This window comes from Streptomyces sp. NPDC005435, from assembly GCF_040703155.1.
Classification (GTDB): Bacteria; Actinomycetota; Actinomycetes; order Streptomycetales; family Streptomycetaceae; genus Streptomyces.
The window spans coordinates 72103-93642 of record NZ_JBEXEQ010000009.1 but is presented as its reverse complement, the minus strand read 5'-3'; the positions used below and the strand labels follow the sequence as shown (position 1 = coordinate 93642).

Below are 21540 nucleotides of genomic sequence, written 5' to 3'. Positions count from 1 at the left end.
CACCGGCCGGGTTCAGGAGTCCGATGGCCGTGTTACGTTCGGCACATGGCCGATTCCGTCGCACTGGACCCGGTGGACCTGCTTCTGCTGCGGCTGCTGCAGAACGACGCCCGGACCACGTACCGCGACCTCGCCGCGCAGATCGGCGTGGCGCCCTCGACGTGTCTGGACCGGGTGGCGCGGCTGCGCCGTTCGGGGGTGATCCTCGGACACGAGCTGCGCCTGGACCCGGCGAAGCTGGGGCGCGGTCTCCAGGCGCTGCTGTCGGTGCAAGTACGGCCGCACCGCAGGGAGTTGGTGGGCCCCTTCGTGGAACGGGTGCGCGCGCTGCCGGAGTCGCGGACGGTGTTCCATCTGACAGGCCCGGACGACTACCTGGTGCACGTGGCCGTGGCGGACATGGCCGATCTTCAGCGGCTGGTGCTGGACGAGTTCACGTCGCGGCGTGAAGTGGCGCGGGTGGAGACGCGGTTGATCTTCCAGCAGTGGGACTGCGGCCCGCTGCTGCCGCCCGGCACGCCGTGATCCGAAACGGGGTGACGTGGGCACACCGTGCAGACGAGGATGGGCGCCATGTCTGAGACGAAGAGCGCACTGCCCCGTCAGGTCGCCGACGCGTACGTCGACGACCTGGTCGCCCTCGACCCGGTCACCGGCACCTACCTCGGTGTCGCGGAGAGCTCCGGCAGGCTTCCCGACTACTCCCCCGCCGGCCAGGAGGCCCTGGCGGAGCTGGCGCGCACCACCCTCGCGCGCCTGGACGAGGCCGAGCGCACGCCCGGCGCGGACAGCGACGCCGAGCGCCGCTGCGCCCGGCTGCTGCGCGAGCGGCTGACCGCCCAGCTCGCCATGCACGACGCGGAGGAACACCTGCGCGCGGTCGGCAACATGCACACGCCGGGCCACTCGGTGCGGTCCATCTTCACGGTGACCCCGGCCGACACCGAGGAGGACTGGGCGGCGATCGCAAAGCGGCTGCGCGCCGTCCCGGCCGCCTACGCCGGCTACCGCGCCTCGCTCGAACTGGGCCTGGAACGCAAGCTGTTCGCGGCGCCCCGGCCCACGGCCACCTTCGTCGAGCAGCTCACCGAGTGGGCGGACACGGGTGAGGGCAGGGGCTGGTTCGAGGACTTCGCCGCCGCCGGACCCGACGCGCTGCGCACCGAGCTGGACGAGGCGGCCCGCGCGGCGACCGCCTCGGTGGCCGCACTGCGCGACTGGGTACGGGACGTGTACGCCCCGGCGGTCGAGGGCGCCCCCGACGTGGTCGGCCGGGAGCGCTACGCCCGCATGTCCCGCTCCTTCAACGGCACCGACCTCGACCTGGACGAGGCGTACGCCTACGGCTGGGCGGAGTTCCACCGGCTGCGTGCCGAGATGGCCGAGGAGGCGGAGAAGATCCTGCCGGGCGCGGCGACGCCCTGGGTGGCGCTCGCGCACCTGGACGAGCACGGCCGGCACATCGAGGGGGTCGAGGAGACCCGGCAGTGGCTCCAGGACCTGATGGACCGGGCGATCACGGAACTGGACGGCACGCACTTCGAACTCGCCGAGCCGGTACGGGAGGTGGAGTCGCGCATCGCCCCGCCCGGCAGCGCTGCGGCCCCCTACTACACCGAGCCCTCGGAGGACTTCTCCCGTCCGGGCCGGACCTGGCTGCCGACCATGGGCGCGACCCGCTTCCCGGTCTACGACCTGGTGTCCACCTGGTACCACGAGGGCGTGCCCGGCCATCATCTCCAGCTGGCGCAGTGGGCGTACGTGGCGGACCGCCTCTCGCGCTACCAGGCCACCGTCGGCATGGTGAGCGCCAACGCCGAGGGCTGGGCGCTGTACGCGGAGCGGCTGATGGACGAGCTGGGCTACCTCGCGGACGCGGAGGAGCGGCTCGGCTATCTGGACGCGCAGATGATGCGCGCGGTGCGGGTCATCATCGACATCGGCATGCATCTGGAGCTGGAGATCCCGGCGGACTCGCCGTTCCACCCCGGTGAGCGGTGGACGCCGGAGCTGGCCGAGGAGTTCTTCCGCGCGCACAGCAGCCGTCCGGCGGACTTCGTGGCGAGCGAGCTGACCCGCTATCTGACCATGCCGGGCCAGGCGATCGGCTACAAGCTCGGCGAGCGGATGTGGCTGCTCGGCCGGGAACGGGCGCGGGAGCGGCACGGCGACGCCTTCGACCTGAAGGCGTGGCACATGGCGGCGCTGTCGCTGGGCTCGCTCGGGCTGGACGACCTGCTGGACGAGCTGTCGCAGCTCTGACCTCTCGGGCGTCGCACCCGTAGGGGGCGGGCGTCGCACCCGTAGGGGGCGGGCCTCGTGCCCGTAAGGGGCACGCCTCGTGCTCGGCCGTACGGCCCCCTCCCGCTGGCGCGGTCCCGCGCACCGGCTGCTTGCTGGTGCGGGGGCCGTCGCTCGGGAGGTGGGCCGCTCATGCGGGTCAAGGCGCACAAGGGGCCGGGCCGGGAGGCGCTGGAGACCCCGCGCGCGGCCGGTCTGGCCGGGGTGGTGTTCGCGCTGCTCCTTGCGGCGACGATCGTGCTGATGCGGCTGGGCATCCCCGAGGGCGCCGACGCGGCCGCCGCGCGGGGGTTCACGGACCCGGCGCGGCGCAGCGCGGTGCAGACGGCGCTGGCGCTGATCCCGTTCGCGGGCATCTTCTTCCTGTGGTTCCTGGGCGCCGTGCGCGCCCATGTGGGTGAGGTCGAGGACCGGTTCCTCGCGACCGTGCTGCTCGGCAGCGGTCTGGTCTTCACCGCGACCCTGTTCGGCGCGGCCGCGGCGGCCTCCGCCGTGCTGGCGGTCTCGCACCCGGCGGGCAGCACGCCGTCGCCGGAGACCTGGGACTTCGGCCGGCACTTCGCGTACGGGCTGATGACCGAGTACGCGATGCGGATGGCGGCCGTCTTCGTGTCGTCCATGTCCGTGATCGGCAAGCGGCTGGGCGTACTGCCGCGCTGGCTGACGGTGCTGAGTTCGCTCACCGCGCTGGTGCTGCTCTTCGTCTCCTCGAACGTGCCCTGGGCGGAGCTGGTCTTCCCCGCCTGGTCGCTGGTGCTGAGCGCGCACATCCTGGTGGCGAGCGGGCGGCGGCGGGGCGCGACCACCCCGTAAGGGCCGAATCGTAGGGAACACCCCGTAAGGGTTCGCTCACCCGTTCGGCGGCTCCCGCCGCGCGGCGGGATGCCCTCCGCTTCCATGCTGGCGGGCGGGGGACGACCGCCGTCCGGGGCCGCCCGTCGCGCGAGGGCGCGGGGCACACCGGACCTGGCCACCGGAAAGAGCGGAGCGTCGATGAGGATCGTCGTCGATCTCAACAAGTGCCAGGGATACGCCCAGTGCGCGTTCCTGGCCCCCGACGTCTTCACCATGCACGGTGACGAGGCGCTGCTCTACAACCCGCGCGCCGCCGACGAGGAACGGGACGCGGTCGCCCGGGCTGCCGCCGCCTGCCCGGTCCAGGCGATCACCGTGGAGGGCCTGTGCGAGGGCGCTCCCGCCGAGGACGAGCCGGTGGCCGTCGTAGCCGCCTGGGAGCTGTCCGATGGCCGCTGACTACGTGGACTGGCTGCGCCGCGAGGGCCGGATCGTGATCGTCGGCGCCTCGCTGGCCGGGCTGCGCGCGGCCGAGACGCTGCGCGCGGAGGGCTTCACCGGCGCGCTGACCCTGATCGGCGACGAGCCGTACGAGCCCTACGACCGGCCGCCGCTGTCGAAGTCGGTGCTGCTCGGCAAGGCGTCCCCGGAGCACACCGAGCTGCCCCGGCGGCGGGACGTGGACGCCGAGTGGCGGCTCGGCGTCCCGGCGTCCGGGCTGGACCTGACCGGCAAGCGGGTGCTGCTCGCCGACGGCGAGGAGGTCGAGTACGACCGGCTGCTCATCGCGACCGGCGTGCGCGCCCGGCCCTGGCCCAAGGAGGACGAGGCCGAGCTGGACGGCGTCTTCGTGCTGCGCACCCGGGACGACGCGACCGCGCTGTACCACCGGCTGCGCGCCGGGGCCCGGCGGGTGATGGTGATCGGCGCCGGGTTCGCCGGGTCCGAAGTCGCCTCCGCCTGCCGGGAGATGGGACTTGAGGTGACCGTCGCCGAACGCGCGGGCGCGCCGCTGGTGGGCGCGCTCGGCGGGGTGATCGGGGCGGTGGCGGCCGAGCTCCACGAGGAGAACGGCGTGGACCTGCGCACCCATGTCACCGTGACCGCGCTGGAGGGCGACTCGGTCGGCCGGGTGCGGGCGGTGCATCTGTCGGACGAGAGCGTGGTCGAGGCGGACGTGGTGGTCGTCTCGCTGGGCTCGCTGCGCAACACCGAGTGGCTGACCGGGTCCGGCATCGGCGCGGGGCCGCGCGGGATCGCGAGCGACGCGGGGTGCCGTGCCTTCGACTTCCGGGGCATCGTCACCGACGACGTGTTCGTGGCCGGCGACGTGGCGCGCTCCCCGCATCCGCTGTTCGGCTACCAGTTCCTGTCGCTGGAACACTGGGGCAACGCGGTCGCGCAGGCGGAGACGGCGGCGCACAACATGATCTGCCCGCCTTATGACCGTCGGCCCCACATGTGGATGCCCGCCTTCTGGTCCTCGCAGTTCGGGGTGAACATCAAGTCGGTGGGCGTGCCGCCCATGGGCGACGAGCTGATGATCACGCAGGGCTCGACGGGGGAACGCAGATTCGTCGGTGTCTACGGCTACAAGGGCCGCATCGTGGCCGCCGTGTCCTTCGACAACGCGCGCTGGCTGGAGTACTACCAGCGGCAGATCGAGCAGGGCGCCCCCTTCCCGGCCGATTATCCGACGATGGACCGGCGTCCCGAGGGGCGGCGGGCGGTGTCCTCCGACTTCCCCGACCCCTCCCTGCCGACCCACGGCCCGACCGTGACCCTGAGCGGCTACTCCCCGGCCGACCGCCGCCTGGTCTTCACCCCCGGCCACCACTGACCGCCGCACGACGACGCCCCAAGGACCTGTCATGACGCGAGCCTCGCTGGTGCGCCAGATCACCGACTTCGCCAACCGCGCGAATCCGTACCCCCTCTACGCGGAGCTGCGCCGCACGCCGGTGCTGCACGAGGAGGCGGGCGACCCCTACGTCATCAGCTCCTACTGGGACATCGAGGGCCTGCTGCACGATCCCCGGATCAGCTCGGACGCGACCAATCTGACGGAGGCGGGGGCGGACGAGCTGGGGGAGAACACGGGCCTGCCGCCCTCCTTCATCCGCCTCGACCCGCCGGAACACGACCGGCTGCGGCGCATCGCCAACAGCGCCTTCGGGCCACCGCACAAGCCGCGCCGCGTCGACGACATGCGGCCCGAACTGCACCAGATCGTGAACGAGTTGATCGACGGGTTCGGGGACGCCCGGGAGGTCGACCTGGTGGACCAGTTCGCGTACCCCTTCCCGGTGACGGTGATCTGCCGGCTGCTCGGGGTGCCCCGCGAGGACGAGCCGCGCTTCCGGGCGTGGGTGGACCCGCTGGTGGCCAGCCTGGACCCCGACACCCGGCAGGGAGCGGACCCGGAGTTCGTGAAGACCGCGCAGGAGGCGCGGATGCAGCTCGGCATGTATCTGGCCGGGCTGGTGGAGGAGCGGACGAAGGAGCCGCGCGATGACATGCTCTCCGACCTGGCCGCCGGCAAGGGCCCGGACGGCTCGATGACGATGATGGAAATCCTCAGCACCGCCGTACTGCTGCTGATCGCCGGCCACGAGACCACGGTCAACCTCATCACCAACGGCATGCTGACCCTGCTGCGCCACCCCGAGTTCCTGCACCGGCTGCGCGAGGACCCGGACCTCGCCCCCAACATCGTGGAGGAACTGCTGCGCTACGAGCCGCCCGTCCAGCTCGTCCCCCAGCGCACCTGCATCACCGACATCGAGGTGCGCGGGGTGACGATCCCGGCGGGCTCCCGGATCTGGCTGATGCTGGCGGCGGGCAACCGCGACCCCGAGCGCTTCAAGGACCCGGAGCGCTTCGACCCCGACCGCGACGACCTCCAGCACCTCGGCTTCGGCAGCGGCATCCACAGCTGCTTCGGCGCCCCCCTGGCCCGCCTGGAAACCCAGATCGCGCTGGCCGAACTGGCCCGGCGCCTGGAGGACCCCCGACTGGTGGAGGACCCCCCGCCGTACCGCCCGAACGCGGTACTGCGCGGCCCCCGCCATCTGCCCATCGCCTTCGAGGGCGTACGGCCCTGAGGAACCGAGGCTCTACACTCCCCGCTGCCGCAGCGTCGACCCCGTTCTCCCCTTCACCACCTCCAGTTGGGCGTGGACGCGGCGACGCAGGTCGGCGACGTGGCTGACGATGCCTACGCTGCGGTCGCGTTCGCGGAGGGAGTCGAGGACGTCGAGGACCTCGTCCAGGGTCTGGTCGTCGAGGCTGCCGAAGCCCTCGTCGATGAAGAGGGTGTCCAGGCGGACGCCGCCCGCCTCGTCGGTGACCACGTCGGCGAGGCCGAGGGCGAGGGCGAGGGAGGCGAAGAAGGTCTCGCCGCCGGACAGGGTGGCGGTGTCCCGCTCGCGGCCGGTCCAGGCGTCCACGACGTGCAGCCCGAGCCCGCTGCGCCCGCGTCCGCTGCGGTCGTCGGAGTGGACGAGGGTGTAGCGGCCCGAGGACATCATCCGCAGCCGGGCGGTCGCGGCGGCGGCGACCTGTTCGAGGCGGGCGGCCAGGACGTACGACTCCAGGCGCATCTTGCGCTCGTTGTCGGCGGAGGTGCCCGCGGTGAGGCCGGCGAGCCGGGCCACCCGGTCGTACTCCTCGCGCAGCGGGGCGAGGCCACGGGCGCCGTCCTCGGCCCGGGCGGAGAGGCGGTCCAGCTCGGCGGCGGCCCGCCGGGCGGCGTCGCGGGCGGAGACCGCTTCGCGCATCCGGCGTTCCGCCCCGGCGGCGCGCTGTTCGGCGGCGACCGTGTCGGCGGGCGGCTGTTGAGCGGCCCGTGCCGTCTCGGGTTCGGCGAGCGCGACGCGTACGGCGGCCTCCTCCGACTGCCAAGCGTCCAGGCGGTGTTGGAGTTCGCGGTGGGCGCCGGGGTCGAGCAGGGCCTCGGCAGCGGTGGCCGGGGTGTCGAAGCCCGCGCGGTAGGCGGCGTCGGCCAGGCGGGCGTCGGCCTCCTTCAGGCGGGTGGCGGCCTCGTCGGCGGCGCGGGCGGCGTTGGCGGCGCCGGTCAACAGGGCGGCCCGGCGCTCCAGTTGGGCGGCCCGGTCGGCCACGCTTGCGGCATCCCCGCGCGCCTGGGCCAACTCCTCCTCAAGGGTGGCCTGTTCGCGCTCCAGGGTCTCGCGCCGGGTGACGCGGGAGGCGGTGCGTACGGCGGCGCCCTGCCGGGCCTCAAGGCGCTGTTCGCGTTCCCGCTCGGCCTGACGCAGCTCCTCCTGGGCGGCGTGCAGGGCGGAGGTTTCGCGGCGGGCCTGCTCGAACTCGCGCTCCAGGTCGTGGAGTTCGGCGGCGAGACGGTCGGCGGGGGTGTCGCCGGCCTCGGCGGTCGCGGCGGACAGCGCGGTGTCCAGCTGGGCGGCCCGGTTCTCGCTCTCGGTGTGCCGCCGCTGCGCGGCCTGGTACGCGTCGAGGGCGTTCTGCTCGGCCTCCCGGTCCACGTGCCCGGCGTCCTTGCGGGCCGGGGCGGGGTGCTCGGTGGCTCCGCAGACGGCACAGGGCTCGCCGTCGGTGAGGTGGGCGGCCAGTTCGGCGGCGATGCCGTTCAGGCGCTGTTCCTTGAGGTCGAGCCAGCCCTCCCGCAGCTCACCCGCGCGCTGTCCCGAGTCCAGCGCGCTGCGGCGGGCGGCCTCCAGCTCCTGCGTCAGGGCGTCCCGCCGCCGCGCCGCGTCCAGCCGTCGCCGTACGGGCTCGCGCCGAGCGCCGAGCTGTTCCGCCCGTACGGCCGCCTCCCCGGCGGCGTCGATCCGCGCCTGGAGTCCGCTCCGCAAGGCCTCCCAGCCACTCAGCCAGGCGTCCGCCTCGCGCAGCGCGTGCTCGTCCGCCCGCTCCTCGCGGTCGAGTCCGGTCCGCTCGGCGAGCACACGGGTGAGCCGTTCCTCGGCGCGCCGGGCGGAGCCGAGCCCGCCCAGTTCCTCGGCGGCGCGGCGCGCGGCTGCCGCGAGCCCTGTCGCGTCGGCGCTGGCGTGTTCCCCGGGCAGCGGCCGCCGGGCGTGTTCCTCGGCGCGGGTCGCCCGCAGATGGGCGGTCTCGGCCTCCCGGCGCAGGTCGAGAGCGGGGGCGACGGTTTCGGCCTTGCGGCCGCGCTCCATGCGCTGCTGGGCCGCGCGGTGGTCGCCGGAGCGCTCCTCCAGACGCGCGGCCCGCTGCCGGGCTTCGGTGAACCGGGCCTGCGCGCGGGCGAGTTCACGCGCCTCACCCAGCTCCCGCTGAGCCTCGGCATGGCCGGACTCGGCGGCGGTCAGCCGGCAGTGGGCGATCGTGAGGCGCTCACGGGCGGAACTGCGCGCGACGGCGGCGGCCGCGAGGACGGCCGACGCGAGCCCGGGGTCACCGGGCGCGAGCTCGGGCAGCTCCATGGCGTCACCCGCCGCCTGCTGCATCCGGTGGGCGTCCGCGAGCAGCGCGGTGTCGGCCTCGCGCACCCGTGCCTCGGTGGCCCGGCGGCGTTCCGCGAGCCGCTTCTCCACCTCCGCGAAGCGCCGGGTGTCGAAGAGGCGCCCGAGCAGTTTGCCGCGTGCCTCGGCATCCGCGCGCAGGAAGCGGGCGAAGTCGCCCTGGGGCAGCAGGACGACCTGGCAGAACTGCTCGCGGCTCATGCCGAGCAGCTGGGTGATCTCCTCGCCGATCTCCTGATGGGAGCGGCTGAGGTCCTTCCAGGCACCCGCTGAGGAGTCGTACTCGCGCAGCCACGTCTGGGCCTTGTCGACAGTGGTGCCCGGCCGGTTGCCCTTCTTGGCCCGCTCCCACGGAGGCTGCCGGGTGATCTCCAGCCGGCGCCCCGAGACGGTGAGTTCGAGGCGGACCTCGGTGCGCGTGCCCGGCTCGGCGTGGTCGCTGCGCAGGTGGGTGCCCTGGCCGTTCTGGCGGGCGCCGGGGACGGAGCCGTAGAGGGCGTAGCAGACGGCGTCCAGGACGGAGGTCTTCCCGGCGCCGGTCGGGCCGTGCAGCAGGAAGAGTCCGGCGGCGGAGAGGGCGTCGAAGTCGACACTCTGGGTGGCGCCGAAGGGGCCGAAGGCGGTGATGTCGAGTCGGTGCAGCCTCACCGGGCCACCTCCCGCACGGTGTCGTCGGCGCGTACGGCGTCGAAGGCGTCGCGCAGGACGGCCGCCTCGCGCGGGTCGGGTCCGGCGCCGCGCACATGGGCGACGAAGTCCTCGGCGATCTGCTGGTCGTCGCGTCCGGCGAGGCGGCGGGCGTAGGAGACGGCGGGGTCGTCGGGGGCGCGCTCGGGGTCGAAGACGAGGCTGAGGGTGTGCGGGAAGCGGGCGGCGATCCGGGCCATGGGGTCGGCGGGGCGGATCGCGTCGGTGAGGGTGGCCTCGACCCAGGCGCCCTCGTGACGGTCGAGGAGGGGGTCGGCCAGCAGGTCGTCCAGGGTGCCCCGGATGCGGGCGAGCGGGCGCGGCACCGGGCAGTCGAGGCGTTCGGCGGTGACCGAGCCGTCGGCGCCGAGGTCGATCAGCCACATGCTCTTGCGGTGCTCGGCCTCGGAGAAGGAGTAGGCGAGCGGTGAGCCGGAGTAGCGGACGCGCTCGGTGAGGGTCTGGCAGCCGTGCAGATGGCCGAGGGCGACGTAGTCCACGCCGTCGAAGACCCCGGCGGGCACGGCCGCCACTCCCCCGACGGTGATGTCCCGCTCACTGTCGCTGGCCTGGCCGCCGGTGACGAAGGCGTGGGCGAGGACGACGGAGCGGGTGCCCGGCGGGCGGGCGGCGAGGTCGGCGCGGACCCGGTCCATGGCGGCGGCGAGGACGGCCTCGTGCCCGGCCTTGGTGACCCCGAACTCGTCCTTGACGAGGGCGGGTTCGAGGTAGGGCAGGCCGTAGAAGGCGACCTCGCCGTGGGCGTCCGCGAGGACGACCGGGGTGCCCGCGGCGGAGGGGTCGGTGCGCAGGTGGATGCCCGCGCGGTCGATGAGTCCGGCGCCGACGCCGAGGCGGCGGGCGGAGTCGTGGTTGCCGGAGATCATCACCGTGGGCACGCCGAGGCCGGCGAGGCGGTGCAGGGCGTCGTCGAACAGCTCGACGGCGGCGAGCGGTGGCACCGCGCGGTCGTACACATCTCCCGACACGACCACGGCGTCCACAGCGTGCTCGCGCACGGCGTCGACGAGGTGGCCGATGAACTCGGCCTGCGCACCGAGCATGTTCACCCGGTGGAAGGACCGGCCGAGGTGCCAGTCGGAGGTGTGCAGGAGTCTCATGATTCCCGAGACTAACGGGAGGGTCTGACAACGAGCCCCGTCGCTTGAGTACCGACCGCCCCACCCTTGACCGTTATGCCCGTTTCATCCCAATTGCCGGGCACTGTCGCACGCTTCCCCTCCTCAGAGGTCCCCTCTCCAGAGGTTCCCCTCCTCAGACGTCGCCGTAGGCCTCGCCGCCCAGCTCGAAGCCGGCCGTCCCCGCCGTCGCGTCCGCCAGCCAGCCCCGGAAGGCGGCCACGTCGGCGTCCGGCAGGGCGATCTCGATGGCGACCGTCTCGCCGTAGCGCACGTCCCGCACCTCGCGGCCGGTGGAGCGCAGGTCGTTCTGCACCTTGCCCGCGCGCTGGTGGTCGACGGTCACCGTGGCGAGCCGGTAGCGGCGCCGGGTACGGGTGCCGACCGTGTCCAGCGCCTCGCCGACCGCTCCGCCGTAGGCGCGGATCAGACCGCCCGCGCCGAGCTTCACGCCGCCGTAGTAGCGGGTGACGACGGCGACGACGTACCGCATGTCGCGGCGCAGCAGCATCTGGAGCATGGGCAGCCCGGCGGTGCCGCCCGGCTCGCCGTCGTCGCTGGCCTTCTGCACGGAGGCGTCGGCGCCGATGACGTACGCCCAGCAGTTGTGCGTGGCGTCCGCGTGCTCCTTGCGGACGGCCGCGACGAACTCCTGCGCCTCGCGCTCGGTGGCGGCCGGGGCGAGCGCGCACAGGAAGCGGGAACGGTTGATCTCGGTCTCGTGCGTGCCCGCGCGGGCGACGGTGCGGTACTCGTCCTGCATCCGGCCAGCCTATGCGGAGCGCCGCACTGGCCCGCGCCCCGGTGTGCGGGTGAGGATGCGGGGCATACGCGCCGAGCGATCAGGCGGCCGGGGTCCCGGTCACCGTACGAGGAGGCAGCACCGTATGAACCGCGTCCCCGTCCGTCCCGACGCCGGCACCGCATGACCCGCGTCCCCGTCCACCCCGACACCACCGGAGCGCCCGGGCGGCACGGCGTGCGCGGCCGGTGCCGGGCGTGGCTCCTGGAGGGGCTGAGCGAGCAGACCGCGCGGCATCCGGGGCCGCACCGCACCCCGCGCCCGGAGCAGAAGGGTCACCCATGGTGGCGGGTGATGTGCCTGACCGGCGTCGACTACTTCTCCACGCTCGGCTATCAGCCGGGCATCGCCGCCCTCGCGGCCGGGACGCTCTCGCCGCTGGCCACCCTGGTGCTGATCGCGCTGACGCTGTTCGGCGCGCTGCCGGTCTACCGCCGGGTCGCGCGGGAGAGTCCGCACGGCGAGGGCTCCATCGCCATGCTGGAGCGGCTGCTGTCCTGGTGGTCGGGAAAGATCCTGGTGCTCGTGCTGCTGGGGTTCGCGGCGACCGACTTCATGATCACGATCACGCTGTCCTCGGCGGACGCGGCCGCGCACGTGCTGGAGAACCCGTTCGCCCCGCACTGGATCGAGGGTGCGAACACCTGGATCACGCTCGTCCTGATCGGTCTTCTCGGCGCGGTCTTCCTCAAGGGCTTCAAGGAGGCCATCGGGATCGCGGTCACCCTGGTGGCCACCTATCTCACGCTCAACGTGGTGGTGCTCGCGACCTGCGCCTACGAGGTCCTCAGCCGCCCCGTCCAGATCTCCGACTGGACGCACGCGATGACCACCGCGCACTCCTCGCCGCTCGCCATGGTGGGCGTCGCGCTGCTGGTGTTCCCCAAGCTCGCGCTCGGCATGTCCGGCTTCGAGACCGGTGTCGCGGTGATGCCGCAGATCAAGGGCGCCCCGACGGACACCTGGGAGAACCCGGCGGGCCGCATCCGGGGCGCGCGCAAGCTGCTGACCACCGCCGCGCTGATCATGAGCTGTCTGCTGCTCCTGTCCAGCCTGGCGACGACGATCCTCATCCCTCAGGAGGACTTCAAGTCGGGCGGCCCCGCCAACGGCCGCGCCCTCGCCTATCTGGCCCACCGCTACCTGGGCGAGATCTTCGGGACGGTCTACGACCTCTCCACCATCACCATCCTGTGGTTCGCGGGCGCCTCCGCCATGGCGGGCCTGCTCAACCTCGTCCCGCGCTATCTCCCCCGCTACGGCATGGCCCCCGAGTGGACCCGTGCCGTACGCCCGCTGGTGCTGGTCTTCCTGGTCGCGGCCGTGCTGATCACCCTCTGGTTCCACGCGAGCGTGGACGAGCAGAGCGGCGCCTACGCCACCGGCGTGCTGGTCCTGATGCTGTCGGCGGCGTTCGCCTCCACGGTCGCGGTGCACCGGCGCCACCACCGGGCCGCCACCGTCGGCTTCGGGCTGATCACCGCCGTGTTCGTGTACACGCTGGTCCTCAATGTGATCGAGCGGCCCGACGGCATCAAGATCGCGTCCATCTTCATCGTGGCGATCATGCTCACCTCCTTCGGCTCGCGCGTGCACCGCGCCTTCGAGCTGCGCGCCACCGACGTGGTCTTCGACGAGGCCGCGCTGCGGATCGTCGACGCGGCCGCCGAACACGGCCCCCTCCAACTGATCGCCAACGAGCCGGACGAGCACAGCAAGCGGGCCTACCGCGCCAAGGAGCAGGACCAGCGCGAGCACACCCGGCTGCCCAAGGGCGCCGACGTGATCTTCCTGGAGGTGTTCGTGCGCGACTCCTCCGACTTCACCGCCGAGATCACGGTGCACGGCGACGAGAAGCACGGGGTACGACGGCTGCGCGCGGACGGGCCCACGGTGCCCAACACCATCGCCGCCGTCCTGCTCGCGCTGCGCGACCGCACCGGGAAACCCCCGCACGTCTACTTCAACTGGACCGAGGGCAACCCGGTCAGCCATCTGATCCGCTTCCTGGTCTTCGGCAACGGCGAGTCGGCCCCGGTCACCCGCGAGGTCCTGCGCCGCGCGGAGCCGGACCAGGAGCGCAGGCCGTGGGTGCACGTGGGCTGAACCGGGCTACGGCTTTGCCCCGCCCGGCGTCCTCTCCCCGCCCGGCGTCTTCTCCCCGCGCGGCACCGTGACCGACGTCAGCCGGGCCGCGCCGGGGGCGAGCGCCGCCCAGTCCGGCCCCTCCCAGTCGAGCACCGCGACCGCCGACGTCGGGAACTTGGCCCGCACCCGCTCCAGGGTGTCCCCCTCCGCCTCCCCCGCGAGCCCCGCGATCAGCCCTTCGAGTCCGGGGCTGTGCCCGATGAGCAGCAGCGTCCGCACCTCGGGCGGTGTCTCGCGCACGACCTCGAGGAGCCGGGCCGGCACCGCCTCGTAGATCCGCCGGTCGAACCGCACCGGCGGCGGTACGGCCCACTCGGCGGCGGCCAGCTCCCAGGTGCGGCGGGCCCGTACGGCCGTGGAGCACAGGACGAGGTCGGGCGGGTCCAGCGCCCGTCCGGCGGCCGGGGCGTCCCGCAGGCCGCGCGGTCCGAGCGGGCGGTCGTGGTCCGAAACCCCCTCCGGCCACGCGGACTTGGCGTGCCGCAGCACGACGAGCCGGCGCGCCGGTCCGCTCATGCCGTGCCGCCCAGGCCGCTCGCGAGGTCGAGGGCGAGGAGCCGGTCGGCGTACATGTACGTCTCGAAACGGGCGCCGTCCGGCAGTCCGGGCGCCTGGGCGGCCTCGCGCAGCACGGTCAGCACGCCGGGCAGGTCGAGGTCGTCCTCCCAGGCCGCGCGCAGCCGGGTCCGTACCTCGTCCGGCACGGGGCGCGAGGGCTGCCGTGCCCAGCCGGCCACGCCCGAGCGCCACCCGGCGACGGTCCGCGCGGCCTCGTCCAGCGTCGCGCGGTCCAGGCGGACGGGTTCGGTGCGCGGGACGGAGAGCAGGGCGAGGCGGAGCGCGTCGGGGTCGTCGAGCAGTGCGGGAAGCGGCTCCTCCTCCGGCCCCGTCCACTCCACCGGGGCCACCGCGAGCACGGGCCCGGTGCCGGGCGCGGACGCGTCCGCCCGCAGCACGTGCACGGTCTGCGCCTCGCCGAGCCCGGAGGCCAGATCACGGCTGTCCTCGAAGGGGCGGATGCCGAGGGTGGTCCCGGCGGTGCGCAGCTCGGCCTGTTCGCGGGGCGCGCTGAGCAGGGTCCACAGCGGGGTGCCCGCCAGTTCCAGGGCGCGCACGAGGAGGTCGGCGGCGAGCAGGACCCGTAGCGCGGTCAGGTCCAGGCCGGGCACATGGGCCTCGACACGGGTCAGCCCGCGACGGGCGGGGGTGGGGGTGACGAACTCGCCGGTCCGGGCGTCGAGGATGCGCAGCACGCAGCGAGCGTAGGCGTGCGAACGCCCGAACGCAGCACCTTGCGCCGATTTGGGGCACGTCGGTATCCGATGAGCGGCCATTTCGTGTCCCGGGCGGGGGAATCGGCGCGCGCGGGGCGTTGTTCGAGCCCACGGCACCGTTCCCGCCGTGAACCGAGGAGGCCGCCGTGTACGGCGACGAGGCGACGATCCGCAGCATCCTGACCGAGCTGGGCGACACCTGGGCGGTGGTCGGCCTGTCCGGCAACCGGAACCGGGCCGCGTACGGCGTGGCGCGGGTCCTCCAGCGGTTCGGCAAGCGGATCGTGCCGGTGCATCCGAAGGCCGAGACGGTGCACGGCGAGCAGGGGTACGCCTCGCTCGCGGACATCCCCTTCGCGGTGGACGTGGTGGACGTGTTCGTCAACAGCGAGCTGGCCGGAGCGGTCGCGGACGAGGCGGTGGCCAAGGGCGCGCGGGCGGTGTGGTTCCAGCTGGGGGTCGTGGACGAGGCGGCGTACGAGCGGACGCGGGCGGCGGGGCTGCGGATGGTCATGGACGCGTGCCCGGCGATCGAGATCCCCCGGCTGGGGCGCTGAACCCGGCGGGCCGCCCCGTGACCCCGGCGCGGGCCTCTCACCTGCGCATTCCATGCAGGTGACAGGTGCATGTTTGGCCGTTCGCGTCCACAATGTCCCCGTGGGCGCGGCACGTCCAGGCGCCGCCCGGCGGAAGGGGACCGAAGTGAGCCACCGTCACTCCCACCACGCGGGCCCGCTCCACCGGCTCGGCCATCTCCTCACCCCGCACTCGCACGCCACCGCCGACCGGACCGACGCCGCGCTGGAGTCCTCCGCGCGCGGGCTGCGGGCGCTGTGGGTGTCGCTGGCCGTGCTGGGGGCGACCGCGCTGGCGCAGGCGGTGGTGGTGACCGTCTCGGGATCGGTGGCGCTGCTCGGGGACACCGTGCACAACGCGGCGGACGCGCTGACGGCCCTGCCGCTCGGCATCGCGTTCCTGCTCGGGCGCAGGGCGGCGACCCGGCGGTTCACCTATGGCTACGGGCGCGCCGAGGACCTGGCCGGACTGGTGATCGTGCTGACCATCGCCGCCTCGGCCGTGTTCACCGCCTGGGCGGCCGTGGACCGGCTGCTCGATCCGCGCCCGGTGGCGCACCTGCCCGCCGTCGCGGGGGCCGCGCTGGTGGGTTTCCTGGGCAACGAGTGGGTGGCGCGGTACCGGGTGCGGGTCGGCCGGGAGATCGGCTCGACCGCGCTGGTGGCGGACGGGCTGCACGCCCGCACCGACGGCTTCGCCTCGCTGGCCGTACTGCTGGGTGCCGGGGGCTCCGCGCTCGGCTGGAGCGCGGCGGACCCGCTGGTGGGGCTCGCCATCACGGCGGCGATCGTCCTCGTCCTGCGGGACGCGGCCCGCGAGGTGCTGCGGCGGATGCTGGACGCGGTCGATCCGGAGCTGGTGGACCGGGCCGAGCGGGCGGCACGGGAGGTGCCGGGCGTGCGCGGGGTGGGCGAGCTGCGGATGCGCTGGATCGGGCACCGGCTGCGGGCCGAACTGGCCGTCCTGGTGGACGGGGAGGCCACCGCGCGCGAGGCGCACGCGGTGGCGGTGGCGGCCGAACACGCCCTGCTGCACGCCGTACCCGGGCTCACCGCCGCCCTGGTGCACGCCGATCCGGAGCCGGTTCCGGGTGAGAGCGACCCGCATCTGCCGCTGGCCCACCACGCACCGGTCTGACTCAGCCGATACCGAGTCCTTCGATCACCACGGCCCCGGGCAGCTGCGCGAACACCTCACCGGGCACCAGGAGTTTGCCCTGCCTGCGCCCGCTGCCGACGAGCACGTACGGCAGCTCCACGACGGCGGAGTCCACCAACAGCGGCCAGCTGTCCGGCAGTCCGATGGGCGTGATGCCGCCGTACTCCATGCCGCTCTCGCCGGTCGCCGTGTCCATGGGGGCGAACGACGCCTTGCGGGCGCCGAGTTGGCGGCGCACCACGCCGTTGACGTCGGCCTTGGTGGTGGAGAGCACCAGACACGCGGCGAGCGTGGTCTCGCCGCCCCGCTTGCCCGCGACCACCACGCAGTTGGCCGAGCAGTCCATCAGCTCCGCGCCGTAGTGCTCCACGAAGACGGCGGTGTCCGCCCAGCGCGGGTCGGTGTCCACGTAGACGATCCGGTCGGCCGGGGTCTTGCCCTGCCAGTCGCGCAGGGCGGCGGCGACGGGCGCGGTCAGCCGGTCGAGGGCGTCCGGGGCGGGAAGGACGGTGTCGAAGTCTCCGATGGGGGCGCGCATGACGGCACGCTAACAGCCCTGCCGGCCCACGGGCGGCACGGAGACGGTCATGACCATCTCCATGGGTACGTCGCCCTCGTTGCCGTAGATGTGCGGGGTGTTGGCCTCGAAGGTGGCGCTCGCCCCGGCCGGTACCCGGTGGGGTGTGCCGTCCACGGTGAGGGTCAGCTCGCCGGAGGTGACGTGGACCAGTTCGACCGTGCCGGTGGGGTGCGGGTCGGAGGGGCTGCTCTCGCCGGGCATCAGCCGCCAGTCCCACAGCTCCAGCGGCCCCGGCGCCTCGGTGCCGGTGAGCAGGCGGCTGTAGCTGCCCGCGTCGGTGTGCCAGAGGCGGACCGCCTGTTCGGCGGGGACGACCCGGACCCGGGGCCCGCGCTCGTAGTCGAGCAGCGTGGGCACGCTCACCCCGAGCGCGTCCCCGATCTTGACGACCGTGCCGATGCTGGGGTTGGTGCGGGCCTGCTCGATCTGGATCAGCATGCCCCGGCTGACCCCGGAGCGGGCGGCCAGCGCGTCCAGGGTGAAGCCGCGCTCGGTGCGCCAGCGTCTGACGTTGCGCGCCAGGGACTGGGTCAGCAGGTCGAGGTCCGACACATCACGTCCATCGGGTCCAGCGGGTTTCGGCAGGTGCGGGGGCCGGTGCGCTGCACCCCGTCGTACACCGCACTGTACTGCGGGCGGGCGGCGCGCAGCAGCGGGATACGGCGCCGGGAAGGGGGGTCAGCCCTCCGCGTCCAGCCGGGCCAGCCGCTCGATCTGCTCCTCGTCCAGCTCGGCCAGCGCCCGGAACTGCGCCGGGGTCGATCCGTCCGGGGGCGGCACGGGGGCGGGGGTGCGCAGCGGGGGCTGCCAGCCCTCCTCCGGGGTCCAGCGGCGCACGACCCGGGCGGGGGCGCCCGCGACCACGGCGTGGTCGGGAACCGTGCCGCGTACCACCGCACCGGCGGCGACGACCACGTTCCGGCCGATCCGCGCGCCCGGCAGGATCACCGCGTTGGTGCCGATCCAGCAGCCGGGGCCGATCTCCACGGGCTCCATGCGGGGCCACTGCCGGCCGATGGGCTCGTGCGGATCGTCGTAGGAGTGGTTGGTGGAGGTGACGTAGACGTACGGGCCGAAGTAGCAGTCGCGGCCGATGGTGACGGAGGTGTCCGCGATGACGTGGCTGCCCCGGCCGAGGACCACGCCGTCCCCGATGTTCAGGATCGGCTCGGGTCCGAGGTCGAGGTCGGGCATGAGCCCGGCGGTGAGGGTGACCTGCTCGGCGATGATGCAGTAGGCGCCGAGCCTGATCCAGGGCTCCCCGAAGACCGTGCCGAGCGGGAAGGCCAGCCGGGTGCCCTCGCCGATCGCGCCGAAGCGGAGGCGGCCGGGGTGCTCGGCGCTCACGGAACCGGTGCGCCGCGCCCACTCCCAGACCGCGTGGACGGCCCGCTGGGCAAGGCCCTTCCGCCAGGACGAGAAGGTGTTCTTGGGCTTCGGCACGCGCTCACGTTACTCACCGGTCGCCTCCGGCGAGGGGCCGTACCGCTGTGATCTTCACCCCATACGACCGGAGGAGTCGTGCACTAGCGTGCGCGGGTACGTGACCTCGCCGACGCGACGGCTGCGGTGACCTCGACGACTCGAAGAAGAGACGGTGGACCGGATGACGCACCAGGCCTTGATCGTGGGCATCGGCGGCAGGGAGCCGAAGATCGACCCGGACGCCTTCGTGGCCCCCACGGCCTCGGTGATCGGTGACGTGACACTCGGCGCGGGAGCGAGCGTCTGGTACGGCGCGGTCGTGCGCGGCGACGTGGAGCGGATCGCCGTCGGCGCGGACGCCAACGTCCAGGACAACGTCACCCTGCACGCCGACCCCGGCTTCCCGCTGACGGTCGGGGAGCGCGTCTCCATCGGCCACAACGCGGTGGTGCACGGCGCGACCGTCGAGGACGACTGTCTGATCGGCATGGGCGCGACGGTCCTGAACGGCGCGGTGATCGGCGCGGGTTCCCTGGTGGCGGCCCAGGCGCTGGTCCCGCAGGGCATGGTCGTACCGCCGGGCTCGCTGGTGGCGGGCGTCCCGGCGAAGGTCCGCCGGGAACTGTCGGAGGAGGAGCGTCAGGGCGTCACGCTGAACGGCACGCTGTACGCGGAGCTGGCGAAGACGCACCGGGCCGTGCACGAGTGAGACACCGGTGAGAAACGGACCGGTGTGCGGGTGGCACACCGGGTCGTACGGGGCGGAGCGCGCCGGGGTCAGTCCCCCGCGCCCACCGGCTCCGCCTCCGGGGCCTTCTCGGCGGCGGCCTCGTTCCGCTTCGCCCGGCGCTTGACGATCAGCATCGAACCGATGCCGAGAGCGAGGGCCACCGCGAGGCCCACGTACGAGAAGCGCTTGAGCCAGTCCTCGGCGACGATGCCGACGTAGTGGACGACGGCGGTGGTGCCGCCCGCCCAGACGATGCCGCCGAGGACGTTGGCGATCAGGAACTTCCAGTAGGGCATCTGGAGGACGCCCGCGAGGGGGCCGGCGAAGATGCGCAGCAGGGCGACGAAGCGGCCGAAGAAGACGGCCCACATGCCCCACTTCTCGAAGGACCGCTCGGCGGTGGCCACATGGGCCTCGCTGAAGTGTTTCGGCAGCTTCTTGGCGAGCCACGCCAGCAGGGGGCGGCCCCCCTTGCGGCCGATCGCGTAGCCGATGGAGTCGCCGATGACGGCACCGGCCGTGGCGCACGCGCCGAGCACGAACGGGTCGATGCCGGAGTGGCTGGAGGACATGAGCGCGGCCGAGACGAGGACGATCTCGCCGGGCAGCGGGATGCCCAGGCTCTCCAGCCCGATCACCAGGGCCACCACGGCGTAGACGGCGAGCGGGGGCACTGAGTCGAGCCATTCCTGGACGTGCACCGCCGGTTCCTCCCAGTCGCTGTCCCTGATCGCGGAGGCCACGCCTGCTTCAGGGGCCCCTCGGGAAGGCTACCCGGTCGGGGACGGCGGACGGCCTGCCTCCACCCGCTCGGGGGCGTGACCCGTGACTCGGGGGCGTGATCCGGACCCCGGGGGCGCGGTGCGCGGCTCGGGGGCGCGTGCCTGTTCGGCCCCGCGCCCCCGAGATCATCCCTGACCCGTCAGCCGTTCGGCCGCAGGGTCCAGACGACGGTCATCTCGCCGGAGACGGAACCGTCCTCGCGCTCGATGGTGATGGCCACCGGGAACTCCGGCCGCCTGCCCGCGTCGAGGTCCGCGACGACCTCGGCCGCCGGACGGCCCAGGGTGGCGGTGGCGGTGACCGGGCCGAGGGCCAGCTTCTTGTAGTCGATCTCGGCGCGCACCGCGAGCGGCACCGCGCGCGAGAGCTGCTCGCCGAAGGCGGTCAGCACGATGGCGCCGCTCGCGGACTCGGCCAGCGTGAACATGGCGCCGGCGTGCGGTCCGCCGAGGTGGTTGTGGTACTCGGCCTGGTCCGGCAGCCGGAGCACCGCGCGCTCGGGGGTGACCTCGATGAACTCCAGGTTCAGGGTCCGCACCATCGGCACCGCGGCGGCCAGCATGTCGCCCATGGAGGCGCTCTCAACTGTCATGTCCGTGATGTTACCGACGGGTAGCGACCCTGACCAGTCCGAATCATGTCCATGGCGCATTAGGGTTGCTGCCCATGTGGCCAGGAGAGCAGCCGCCAGGGGGCGCGCAGAACCCGCAGCACAACCCGTACCAGCAGCCGGGTTACCAGCAGCCGAATCCGTACCAGCAGCCCGGCTACCAGCAGTACCCGCAGGGCGCTCCCTACGGGCAGCAGCCGCAGTGGGGGGCTCCCCCGCCGCCGCAGCCGCCGAAGGGCGGCGGGAACCGGACCAAGGTCGTCGCCATCGTCGCGGCCACCGCCGTGGTCGTCGCGGCGGGCGTGACCGGCTTTCTGGTCCTCGGCGATTCGGGCAAGGACGAGGCCCACGACGGCAAGGGCGGCCGCACGACCGCGCGGCCGACCACGCCCGCCCCGTCCACGGGCGCGTCCACGCCGGACGACAACCCGCGCGGGGACGGGAACGCCGAGAAGCCGGTGATCGCGGGCTGGAAGGTCGTCGTGAACCCCAAGTTCGGCACCGCCTTCGACGTGCCGCAGGACTGGCAGCTGGAGTCCGTGGACACCTCCTACTTCATGGAGGACCACGCCGACGACGACAAGCTCCTCACCTCGGTGTCCGCCCCGGCCGTCTACAAGTCCAAGTGGTGCACCTCCGACAGCGACCACGACGGCCGCACCGACGACACCTCGCTGGCGGTCGCGGGCACCCGGGGCGAGAACGGCGCGAAGACCACGGCCCAGGCGGCGCTCGCGCGCGTGCCCTGGTACATCTACGGCGGCTACACCCAGCCCGACAAGAAGAGCATCGTCTTCGACAAGAAGGCCACGCACTACGTCACCAAGTCGGGCGTCGAGGGGGACTACGCCATGGCCGCGTCGGTCAAGACCCCGCAGAAGGGCAAGTGCACCAGCGACGGCAAGGCGGTCTCGTTCGCGTTCAAGAACGCGGCGGACGACATCGTCTCGTTCGACTTCTACGGCGCCAAGGGCGTCAAGGGCGAGGTCGACACCGCGACGGTCATGAAGATCCTCAGCTCGGTGCGGCTGCACGGGCAGCCGACGCGAGACTGACCGGGGCGCCGGACG

Annotated in this window: 21 protein-coding genes; 11 read left to right on the top strand and 10 right to left on the bottom strand. The window is 73.4% G+C overall.

Annotation, left to right across the window (positions count from 1 at the left end):
- The first annotated feature begins 45 nt into the window (after positions 1-45).
- From AB0898_RS13480 to AB0898_RS13455, 6 genes are all read left to right on the top strand, one after another.
- On the top strand, positions 46-525 hold the full coding sequence (locus AB0898_RS13480) for an Lrp/AsnC family transcriptional regulator (RefSeq protein ID WP_366803041.1): 480 nt from the start codon (positions 46-48) through the stop codon (positions 523-525).
- Between the two features lie 48 nt (positions 526-573).
- The gene (locus tag AB0898_RS13475) at positions 574-2262 is read left to right on the top strand and encodes a DUF885 domain-containing protein (RefSeq protein WP_366803040.1); all 1689 of its coding nucleotides are present in this window, start codon (positions 574-576) and stop codon (positions 2260-2262) included.
- 171 nt (positions 2263-2433) lie between these two features.
- The gene (locus AB0898_RS13470; RefSeq protein ID WP_366803039.1) at positions 2434-3114 is read left to right on the top strand and encodes a hypothetical protein; all 681 of its coding nucleotides are present in this window, start codon (positions 2434-2436) and stop codon (positions 3112-3114) included.
- Between the two features lie 180 nt (positions 3115-3294).
- Positions 3295-3555: a ferredoxin gene (locus AB0898_RS13465; protein ID WP_366803038.1), complete on the top strand. Its 261-nt coding sequence runs from the start codon at positions 3295-3297 to the stop codon at positions 3553-3555.
- A complete protein-coding gene (locus AB0898_RS13460; RefSeq protein WP_366803037.1) occupies positions 3545-4936 on the top strand; it encodes an FAD-dependent oxidoreductase in 1392 nt (463 codons plus the stop codon). The genes AB0898_RS13465 and AB0898_RS13460 overlap by 11 nt, the downstream gene beginning before the upstream one ends.
- A 31-nt stretch (positions 4937-4967) precedes the next feature.
- Complete coding sequence (locus tag AB0898_RS13455; RefSeq protein ID WP_366803036.1) at positions 4968-6200, top strand: cytochrome P450; 1233 nt, start codon at positions 4968-4970, stop codon at positions 6198-6200.
- 12 nt (positions 6201-6212) lie between these two features.
- Here the strand turns inward: AB0898_RS13455 and AB0898_RS13450 are convergent, their stop codons facing one another.
- The 3 genes from AB0898_RS13450 to AB0898_RS13440 all read right to left on the bottom strand — a co-directional run bounded on the left by AB0898_RS13450 (position 6213) and on the right by AB0898_RS13440 (position 11147).
- Entirely contained in the window at positions 6213-9206 is a 2994-nt protein-coding gene (locus AB0898_RS13450) for an SMC family ATPase (RefSeq protein WP_366803035.1), read from the bottom strand.
- Entirely contained in the window at positions 9203-10366 is a 1164-nt protein-coding gene (locus tag AB0898_RS13445; RefSeq protein ID WP_366803034.1) for an exonuclease SbcCD subunit D, read from the bottom strand. Before AB0898_RS13445 ends, AB0898_RS13450 begins: the two co-directional genes overlap by 4 nt.
- Before the next feature lie 154 nt (positions 10367-10520).
- The gene (locus AB0898_RS13440) at positions 10521-11147 is read right to left on the bottom strand and encodes a YigZ family protein (RefSeq protein WP_366803033.1); all 627 of its coding nucleotides are present in this window, start codon (positions 11145-11147) and stop codon (positions 10521-10523) included.
- Positions 11148-11309: 162 nt separating this feature from the next.
- Here AB0898_RS13440 and AB0898_RS13435 point away from each other — a divergent pair, with 162 nt between their 5' ends.
- Entirely contained in the window at positions 11310-13292 is a 1983-nt protein-coding gene (locus AB0898_RS13435) for an amino acid transporter (protein ID WP_366803032.1), read from the top strand.
- A 6-nt stretch (positions 13293-13298) separates the two neighbouring features.
- On the opposite strand, the gene AB0898_RS13430 is transcribed toward AB0898_RS13435, so the two are convergent.
- The gene (locus AB0898_RS13430; protein WP_366803031.1) at positions 13299-13850 is read right to left on the bottom strand and encodes a histidine phosphatase family protein; all 552 of its coding nucleotides are present in this window, start codon (positions 13848-13850) and stop codon (positions 13299-13301) included.
- Positions 13847-14587 (bottom strand): hypothetical protein, encoded by a 741-nt coding sequence (locus tag AB0898_RS13425; RefSeq protein ID WP_366803030.1) that lies wholly within the window; start codon positions 14585-14587, stop codon positions 13847-13849. Before AB0898_RS13425 ends, AB0898_RS13430 begins: the two co-directional genes overlap by 4 nt.
- Positions 14588-14754: 167 nt before the next feature.
- On the opposite strand from AB0898_RS13425, the gene AB0898_RS13420 reads away from it, so the two are divergent.
- Positions 14755-15165: a CoA-binding protein gene (locus tag AB0898_RS13420; RefSeq protein ID WP_366803029.1), complete on the top strand. Its 411-nt coding sequence runs from the start codon at positions 14755-14757 to the stop codon at positions 15163-15165.
- A gap of 145 nt (positions 15166-15310) precedes the next feature.
- Positions 15311-16321 (top strand): cation diffusion facilitator family transporter, encoded by a 1011-nt coding sequence (locus tag AB0898_RS13415; RefSeq protein ID WP_366803028.1) that lies wholly within the window; start codon positions 15311-15313, stop codon positions 16319-16321.
- 1 nt (position 16322) lies between these two features.
- On the opposite strand, the gene AB0898_RS13410 is transcribed toward AB0898_RS13415, so the two are convergent.
- The 3 genes from AB0898_RS13410 to AB0898_RS13400 all read right to left on the bottom strand — a co-directional run bounded on the left by AB0898_RS13410 (position 16323) and on the right by AB0898_RS13400 (position 18365).
- Entirely contained in the window at positions 16323-16880 is a 558-nt protein-coding gene (locus AB0898_RS13410; RefSeq protein WP_366803027.1) for a YbaK/EbsC family protein, read from the bottom strand.
- 9 nt (positions 16881-16889) lie between these two features.
- Positions 16890-17474 (bottom strand): XRE family transcriptional regulator, encoded by a 585-nt coding sequence (locus tag AB0898_RS13405; protein WP_366803026.1) that lies wholly within the window; start codon positions 17472-17474, stop codon positions 16890-16892.
- Between the two features lie 126 nt (positions 17475-17600).
- Positions 17601-18365 carry an acyltransferase gene (locus AB0898_RS13400; RefSeq protein ID WP_366803025.1) on the bottom strand — a complete coding sequence of 255 codons (765 nt, stop codon included), beginning with the start codon at positions 18363-18365 and terminating at the stop codon, positions 17601-17603.
- Between the two features lie 163 nt (positions 18366-18528).
- On the opposite strand from AB0898_RS13400, the gene AB0898_RS13395 reads away from it, so the two are divergent.
- Positions 18529-19056 carry a gamma carbonic anhydrase family protein gene (locus tag AB0898_RS13395; protein WP_366803024.1) on the top strand — a complete coding sequence of 176 codons (528 nt, stop codon included), beginning with the start codon at positions 18529-18531 and terminating at the stop codon, positions 19054-19056.
- Positions 19057-19124: 68 nt separating this feature from the next.
- On the opposite strand, the gene AB0898_RS13390 is transcribed toward AB0898_RS13395, so the two are convergent.
- Together AB0898_RS13390 and AB0898_RS13385 are read right to left on the bottom strand one after the other, a co-directional pair.
- Positions 19125-19778, bottom strand: a complete 654-nt coding sequence (locus AB0898_RS13390; RefSeq protein ID WP_366803199.1) for a DedA family protein — start codon at positions 19776-19778, stop codon at positions 19125-19127.
- 221 nt (positions 19779-19999) lie between these two features.
- Positions 20000-20452 (bottom strand): DUF4442 domain-containing protein, encoded by a 453-nt coding sequence (locus AB0898_RS13385; RefSeq protein ID WP_366803023.1) that lies wholly within the window; start codon positions 20450-20452, stop codon positions 20000-20002.
- A 74-nt stretch (positions 20453-20526) separates the two neighbouring features.
- On the opposite strand from AB0898_RS13385, the gene AB0898_RS13380 reads away from it, so the two are divergent.
- A complete protein-coding gene (locus tag AB0898_RS13380; RefSeq protein WP_366803022.1) occupies positions 20527-21525 on the top strand; it encodes a hypothetical protein in 999 nt (332 codons plus the stop codon).
- Positions 21526-21540 lie beyond the last annotated feature (15 nt).